At 48.2% G+C, this 6,588-nt stretch carries 8 protein-coding genes (1 of these 8 cut by a window edge); 3 read left to right on the top strand and 5 right to left on the bottom strand.

Annotated features, from left to right (window positions below):
* The 5 genes from BOO20_RS07955 to BOO20_RS07935 form a co-directional block, all read right to left on the bottom strand.
* Positions 1-1,265, bottom strand: the 5' portion of a protein-coding gene (locus tag BOO20_RS07955; protein WP_076791896.1) for a CTP synthase. 433 nt of this gene lie to the left of the window's left edge; 1,265 of the gene's 1,698 nt are visible here — the first part of the coding sequence; it begins with the start codon at positions 1,263-1,265; the stop codon falls past the left edge of the window.
* Positions 1,266-1,308: 43 nt separating this feature from the next.
* Entirely contained in the window at positions 1,309-1,533 is a 225-nt protein-coding gene (locus tag BOO20_RS07950) for a CDGSH iron-sulfur domain-containing protein (RefSeq protein WP_076791895.1), read from the bottom strand.
* A 48-nt stretch (positions 1,534-1,581) separates the two neighbouring features.
* Positions 1,582-4,068, bottom strand: coding sequence for a DNA gyrase subunit A (gyrA, locus tag BOO20_RS07945; protein ID WP_076791893.1), 2,487 nt, complete (start codon positions 4,066-4,068; stop codon positions 1,582-1,584).
* 124 nt (positions 4,069-4,192) lie between these two features.
* The gene (gene rsfS / locus BOO20_RS07940) at positions 4,193-4,588 is read right to left on the bottom strand and encodes a ribosome silencing factor (protein ID WP_076791892.1); all 396 of its coding nucleotides are present in this window, start codon (positions 4,586-4,588) and stop codon (positions 4,193-4,195) included.
* A 203-nt stretch (positions 4,589-4,791) separates the two neighbouring features.
* Positions 4,792-5,250: a mobile mystery protein A gene (locus BOO20_RS07935; protein WP_076791890.1), complete on the bottom strand. Its 459-nt coding sequence runs from the start codon at positions 5,248-5,250 to the stop codon at positions 4,792-4,794.
* Between the two features lie 129 nt (positions 5,251-5,379).
* Here BOO20_RS07935 and BOO20_RS07930 point away from each other — a divergent pair, with 129 nt between their 5' ends.
* Genes BOO20_RS07930 through BOO20_RS07920 form a run of 3 tightly spaced genes read left to right on the top strand, consistent with a single transcriptional unit; the run spans position 5,380 to position 6,535 of the window.
* A complete protein-coding gene (locus tag BOO20_RS07930) occupies positions 5,380-5,787 on the top strand; it encodes a BrnA antitoxin family protein (protein WP_233120925.1) in 408 nt (135 codons plus the stop codon).
* Between the two features lie 57 nt (positions 5,788-5,844).
* On the top strand, positions 5,845-6,219 hold the full coding sequence (locus tag BOO20_RS07925; RefSeq protein WP_076791887.1) for a type II toxin-antitoxin system RelE/ParE family toxin: 375 nt from the start codon (positions 5,845-5,847) through the stop codon (positions 6,217-6,219).
* Complete coding sequence (locus tag BOO20_RS07920; RefSeq protein ID WP_006367370.1) at positions 6,212-6,535, top strand: DNA-binding transcriptional regulator; 324 nt, start codon at positions 6,212-6,214, stop codon at positions 6,533-6,535. Before BOO20_RS07925 ends, BOO20_RS07920 begins: the two co-directional genes overlap by 8 nt.
* Positions 6,536-6,588 lie beyond the last annotated feature (53 nt).

Here is a 6,588-nt window from a genome sequence, read left to right as displayed (position 1 = left end):
GGGAAACGGGTACGCTTGTTGAACTCGGTGGAGTTGGCATCCTGCAAGCCGCACACGTTGCGCGCAAACTCTATTGTAGCACACTGCATGCCGAGACAGATACCGAAAAACGGAACATTTTTCTCCCTGGCATAGCGGATGAAATTGATTTTGCCCTCAATGCCCCGGTCTCCGAAACCGGGAGCCACAAGAATACCGCTGACACCTTCAAGCTCTTTTGAGAGGTTGAAGGTGTTGATTTCGGCATCCTCAGCCCGGAGCAGCTTGATATTTACCTTCACATTGTTACTGGCCCCTGCATGAATGAATGCCTCAAGAATCGACTTGTAGGCATCCGGATACTCGGTGTACTTGCCGCAGATACCAATGGTGACCTCTCCCTCCTCCGGGAACTTGATCTTGTTGCAGAACTCACGCCAGTATTCAAGATTCGGCTCCTTGTATTTCTTCAGGCCAAGCTTCTTGAGCACCCGAAGATCAAGCTTTTCCTTGAGCAGCAGCAGAGGAACATCATAGATGGTGTCGCAGTCATTCAGACCGATAACATCGAGATCGTTGACGTTACAGAAGTGACCCACCTTGTTTTTGATTTCGCGTGACAGCGGTTTTTCACTGCGGCAGACAAGGATATCCGGCTGGATTCCGGTTTCGAGCAGCATTTTTACGCTGTGCTGCGTCGGCTTTGTTTTCAGTTCACTGGCCGCCTTGATGTAGGGGACAAAGGTGAGATGGATATTGAGCATGTTGCGATCGCCCATCTCCAGCTTCATCTGGCGCATTGCCTCAAGAAACGGAAGTGACTCGATATCGCCGATCGTGCCGCCGATCTCGGTAATAAGGACATCAAGATTGCCGTTTTTGGCAAGTTCGGCCATCCGGTCCTTGATCTCATCAATCACATGAGGAACAACCTGGACCGTTGCGCCAAGGTACTCTCCCCTGCGCTCCTTGTCAATGACCGATTTATAGACCCGTCCCATGGTCAGGTTGGAGGACTGCGAGGTAGATTCATCGAGAAACCGCTCGTAGTGACCAAGATCAAGGTCGGTTTCAGCTCCGTCATCGGTTACATAGACCTCTCCGTGCTGATAGGGGGACATGGTACCGGGATCCACATTGATATAGGGATCATATTTCTGTATGGCCACCCTCAAGCCGCGTGACTTGAGCAACATGCCCAATGATGCAGAAAGGATTCCCTTGCCGAGCGAGGAGATCACTCCTCCGGTAACAAAAATATGTTTAACGTTTTTCGGTCGAGCCATGGAATCGTTCGTCGTTGATTTAATAGTAAGATAACCGCATCAACTACTGCGCACTCTTGTGGGAGCCATCGCAGTAAGGCGGATTTGCTGACAGGCCGCAACTGCAAATTGCGACGGTTTTTTCCTCATCAATCTCAACCTTCACCGGATGCAGGCCGCTCCCTTTGTGGGAACCGTCACAGTAGGGCAGATTCTTCGACTTGCTGCATGCACAATAGTACTTTGTACCCGGCTGCTCCTTGATGATGTAAGGTTTTTTCTGTTCCATAGTTCTGCTCCTGTTTAAGAAAAAATTCGATTCTTCAACAATTCGGCCTCAGACAAACAGATCGATCTGGCCATCTGCATCTTCAATCGGGAAATCACTGTCCCCCTCATCGTCACTCTTCGGCACTCTTGCCAGCGCGGAAATTACATCCCCGGCCATCAGTCTGACAAGACGAACACCGGAAGTGTTCCTTCCTGTGAGGCGGATGTCGGATACATGCTGACGGTTGACAATGCCGTGCGTTGTGATGATAATCAGATCATCATCATCATTGACATCGAGCAGGCCGACAAGGGCTCCGATCTTTTCATGCGCCTTGAGTGTAATGACCCCTCTTGCGCCTCGCCGTGTAAGACGATAATCCTCGACACGGCTCCTCTTGCCGAAGCCGTTATCGGTTACAGCAAGCAGTGCTGTGTCAAAGCGCTTGGTGGTGACCATGGAGATACATTTTTCACCCTCGTCGAGCGTGATGCCCTTGACGCCCATGGCGGTACGGCCCATGGAGCGGATTTCAGCCTCGGCAAAACGAACAACAAAACCGGAGCTCTTGGCCAGTATAATCTGGTGCTCGCCATCGGTCAGACGGGCATCGAGAAGCTCGTCATGCTCCTCTATGGTGATGGCGGCAATACCGTTACGCCTTGGATGTGAAAAATCGTCGAGCGGTGTTTTTTTAACAATACCGTTGCTCGTCGCCATTACAATGAATCCCGGCTCGTCAAAATTACGGATGTTGATATATGCCCTGATCTTTTCACCCGGCTGAAGCTCCATGATATTGGCCAGAGCCCTGCCCCTTGCCGCTCTTCCGGCCTCCGGAATTTCGTAGACTTTAAGCCAGTAGCAGCGACCCCGATTGGTGAAAAAGAGAATATAGTTGTGCGTCGAGGCAATAAACATATGCTCGATAAAGTCATCATGCTTTGCCTGTGCGCCTGTTACCCCTTTGCCACCACGCGCCTGACGGCGGTATCCCGAAACCGGGAAGCGCTTGATGAAGCCGTCATGGGTAATGGTTATCACCACATCTTCCTGCGCGATCATATCCTCTATGGAGAAGTCGCCCTCCTGGGGAACAATCTCCGTGCGGCGGGCATCGCCGTAGACCTCTCTGACCTTGAGCAGCTCTTCGCGGATAATCTCCATCTGCTTCTCGGGACTGCTGAGAATAAATTTAAGCTCCTCGATAAGGGCAAGTGTCTCGGTGTACTCCATATCGATCTTTTTGCGCTCCATGCCGGTCAAACGCTGCAGGCGCATCTCAAGGATAGCCTTTGACTGCAACTCGGAAAGACCGAAACGCTCCATGAGCTTCTCCTGCGCCGTATTCGCATCGGGAGAGTGGCGGATGGTGGTGATCACCTCATCAAGATTGTCCAGACAGATCTTCAGTCCTTCAAGAATATGGGCTCTCTTTTCTGCGGTATCAAGATCGTAGCGGGTGCGGCGCAAAACAATCTCATTGCGATGCTTGATGTAGTAGATCATCATCTCTTTGAGATTGAGCACCCTCGGCACACCGTCAACAAGAGCAAGCATGATCACCCCGAAGGTATCCTGCATCGGAGTATGCTTGTAGAGGTTGTTCAGTACAACCTTGGCTACGGCATCACGCTTCAGCTCTATAACCAGACGCATACCGTCACGGTCTGACTCATCACGGATGTCGGCAATGCCTTCAAGCTTTTTATCGTGAACCAGCTCAACAATTTTCTCAATCAGACGAACCTTGTTGACCTGATAGGGCAGCTCGGTAACGATTATGGATTCACGCCCGTTTTTCTGGGTAACTTCAACAAGAGCACGGGCACGGATAACCACCTTGCCCCTGCCGGTCATGTAGGCGTTCCGGACACCCTCATAACCATAGATAATACCTCCTGTCGGAAAATCAGGAGCAATGACAAATTTCATGAGATCGGCAACCTCAAGCTCCGGATTGGCAATCAGGGCGATCATGCCGTCAACAATCTCCCTGAGATTCTGGGGCGGGATGTTGGTTGCCATACCGACAGCGATACCGGATGAACCGTTGGCAAGAAGGTTAGGGATAGCGGAAGGCAGAACCGTCGGCTCCTCAAGGGAGTCATCAAAGTTCAGTGCAAAATCAACAGTACCTTTATCGAGATCTTTCAGCATTTCACCGGCAATGGCCTTCATGCGAACCTCGGTGTATCGCATGGCCGCCGGAGAGTCGCCGTCAACAGAGCCAAAGTTACCCTGTCCGTCAATCAGCGGGTAACGCATGGAGAAGTCCTGTACAAGGCGTACAAGACTGTCATATACGGCTGTATCACCGTGGGGATGGAACTTTCCAAGCACTTCACCGACAATACGGGCTGACTTTTTATGCGGCTTGCCTGCCTGCAGGCCAAGCTCGTGCATGCCGTAAAGTACCCGGCGGTGAACCGGTTTCAGACCGTCCCGAACATCGGGCAGCGCTCGACTGACAATAACCGACATAGAATAATCGAGATAAGAACCCCGCATTTCTTCTTCAATACTGATCGGGAGTATTCTTTCACGCTGCATAGCTAAATCCTGGGAGATAATTGATAGTAATAACTCAACCTCTAAATGTATATAAATCCATCATAATTCTCTCATGATGCATCCAATTGCAACACGAGAAAGCTTTATAAAATAAGATTGAATCTCAGCTCACAAGAACTGACGGGGCATCAGACCAGAGCGATTCAAGATCATAAAAACGACGCTCATCCTCCATAAAGATATGGACAACAACATCGACATAATCAAGCAGTATCCAATGCATTGAATCCATACCCTCAACGTGCATCGGACGCTCATCATCCTCTTTCAGCTCATCAACAATATGCTCCGCCGCAGCTTTTGCCTTGCGCTCCGAATCAGCAGTTACAATGACAAAAAAATCCGTTATCGAGGTCAGACCCCGGAGGTCAAGAATCTTTACATCCTCACATTTTTTCTCAAGCGCCAGTTCGGCACTTCTTTTTGCCAGCAATTCACTGATCGCCACCTCTTTTACCTGATCTGCCGTCTCTTTTCCTTTCTTTTTCAGACTGCTCATAAAACTCCGCTGTTCATATATTTACCATATTTTATAACAACTTATAGCCACAAAGCAACAAAAAAGCTGCAAAGCGGCAAGAATAAGTATCACGTGAACATACAAAAAAGCCCGCTCACTGACACAAAAAAAGCCAGGGAGTTCTCCCCGGCCTCGAATGGTTTGCGTTCAGGCGAAAAGCATATGCATGATGAATGGACATTTTAATCCCACAACTGTTTGGGCATTTCATATTTAAGGTCAGCCGTCTTCTCTTCGATGGCTTTTTGAAGACGCTGCGGGGAGTTCTGCTGCTCTTCGAGCATCATGGTGTTGGACGTACGCAACACAATTTGAGTGGCCAGCTCTTTTGCTTTCCGGTCAATAAGAGCATCCAGTGAACCATCTCTTGGTACGAAACCATAAACCATCTCCATATCCAAAGCATTGGCGACATCCCTCAGGGTTTTGAGCGTAACAGAGCCCTCTTTTTCCCTTCGCTCAATATCCTGAATGCTTTGTTTTGTAATAGAAATCTTATTGCCCAACTGCTGCAGCGTTATCCCCAGCGCTGAACGCACTGCTTTTATCCAGCCGGTTGGAGGGGGGGTGATTTTTTTTATTTCAGCAACGACCTGCATTTTGCTGTTGAGTTGCTCTATCTGTAATGACTTTTTTTCCATAATTGTAATCTTATAGACTGACTAAATCAAAATAAATGTAAGACTATAAGCTGACCAAGCAAAAAGCGCTACGAAATAAGGATTGCCATTGGTTTATCGTGTATACACAATGCGTATGGATTATGTACCTTGTTTGAACAAGCCGAAAAGAACCGGAGAATTATTTCAGGAGGGCACGACATGGAGAAGAACGGGCGAATCGTCAGATATACGGATGAAGAGTTGATTGCAATGCAGAAGCGTGGTGAAAGCAAAAGCAACTGGGCTGTAGCTGCGGCTATGACTTATGCGGAAATTGAAGCTGCTATTGCTGACGATCCCGACGAAGCAGGTATGGTGGTTGATTGGTCAACAACTTCGGTTGAGCTGCCTCAGCCGAAGGTTGTACTTAACATGCGCGTTGACTACGACATCATAGAATTTTTCCGCAGTGAGGGAAAGGGCTACCAGACAAAAATCAACGCTGTGTTACGCTCTTACGTCGATCAGCGACGGAAGCACGCCCGGCGGTTGTCAAATCTTAATAAATTTGAATAGTAGAACCTGGTTTTATACATTTAAAGGATAAAAAAATCCCAATACTTAAGATCAACCGTGCGGATTTTCAAAAACAGATGGTTTGCCAAGTTCGCCAAGGATGAAGGCATCAGTGACGGCAGGCTTTGCAAGGCAGTAAAGGATGCCGAAAATGGACTAATTGATGCTGATTATGGAGGCGGAGTCATCAAGCAGAGAATTGCTCGACTTCATGAAGGTAAATCAGGCGGATTTCGGACTATCATTTTTTACCGTCATGGAGAAAAGGCTTTTTTCGTTTACGGGTTCCCCAAAAATGAACAGGAAAACATATCCAAGGCTGATGTCAAAGAGTACAAGGAACTGGCAAAAATCACATTTGCCCTTTCCGATGACAAACTTAACAAATTAATTCAGACGGGCGCCCTCAAGGCTGTTAAATGTTATGAGTAAGACTAAAACATACAAAAGCGATGCCCTTGCAGCGGTTCACGAAACCGTTGCTGACATGTTCGAGGCTGGCGTGATTGACAAGCGTACAATGCGCCATTTTGATGAATCTTGTTTGACTCCAGTTCATCCATTCAGCGCAGAGGAAATCAAGGCCTTGCGTGAACGAGAGGAGGTTAGCCAAATGGTTTTTGCACTTTACCTGAACGTTTCAAAAGAGTCAGTAAGCCAATGGGAACGAGGACAAAAGAAACCAGCAGGCACAACATTGAAACTCCTTTCTCTTATATCACGAAAAGGAATTAGTTCCATTGCCTGAGATTGGAGGCAAACTTCGCAGTCAAATAACCTGCAATTGTCAAAATGCTTTCG

The organism is Chlorobium sp. KB01, from assembly GCF_001975465.1.
Lineage (GTDB): Bacteria > Bacteroidota > Chlorobiia > Chlorobiales > Chlorobiaceae > Chlorobium.
This window is presented reverse-complemented; position numbering and strand designations above follow the sequence as displayed.

Coding starts and splice junctions, on each gene's coding strand:
- BOO20_RS07950 (WP_076791895.1), bottom strand. CDS start 1,533: ATGGAACAGAAAAAACCTTACATCATCAAGGAGCAGCCGGGTACAAAG.
- gyrA (WP_076791893.1), bottom strand. CDS start 4,068: ATGCAGCGTGAAAGAATACTCCCGATCAGTATTGAAGAAGAAATGCGG.
- rsfS (WP_076791892.1), bottom strand. CDS start 4,588: ATGAGCAGTCTGAAAAAGAAAGGAAAAGAGACGGCAGATCAGGTAAAA.
- BOO20_RS07935 (WP_076791890.1), bottom strand. CDS start 5,250: ATGGAAAAAAAGTCATTACAGATAGAGCAACTCAACAGCAAAATGCAG.
- BOO20_RS07920 (WP_006367370.1), top strand. CDS start 6,212: ATGAGTAAGACTAAAACATACAAAAGCGATGCCCTTGCAGCGGTTCAC.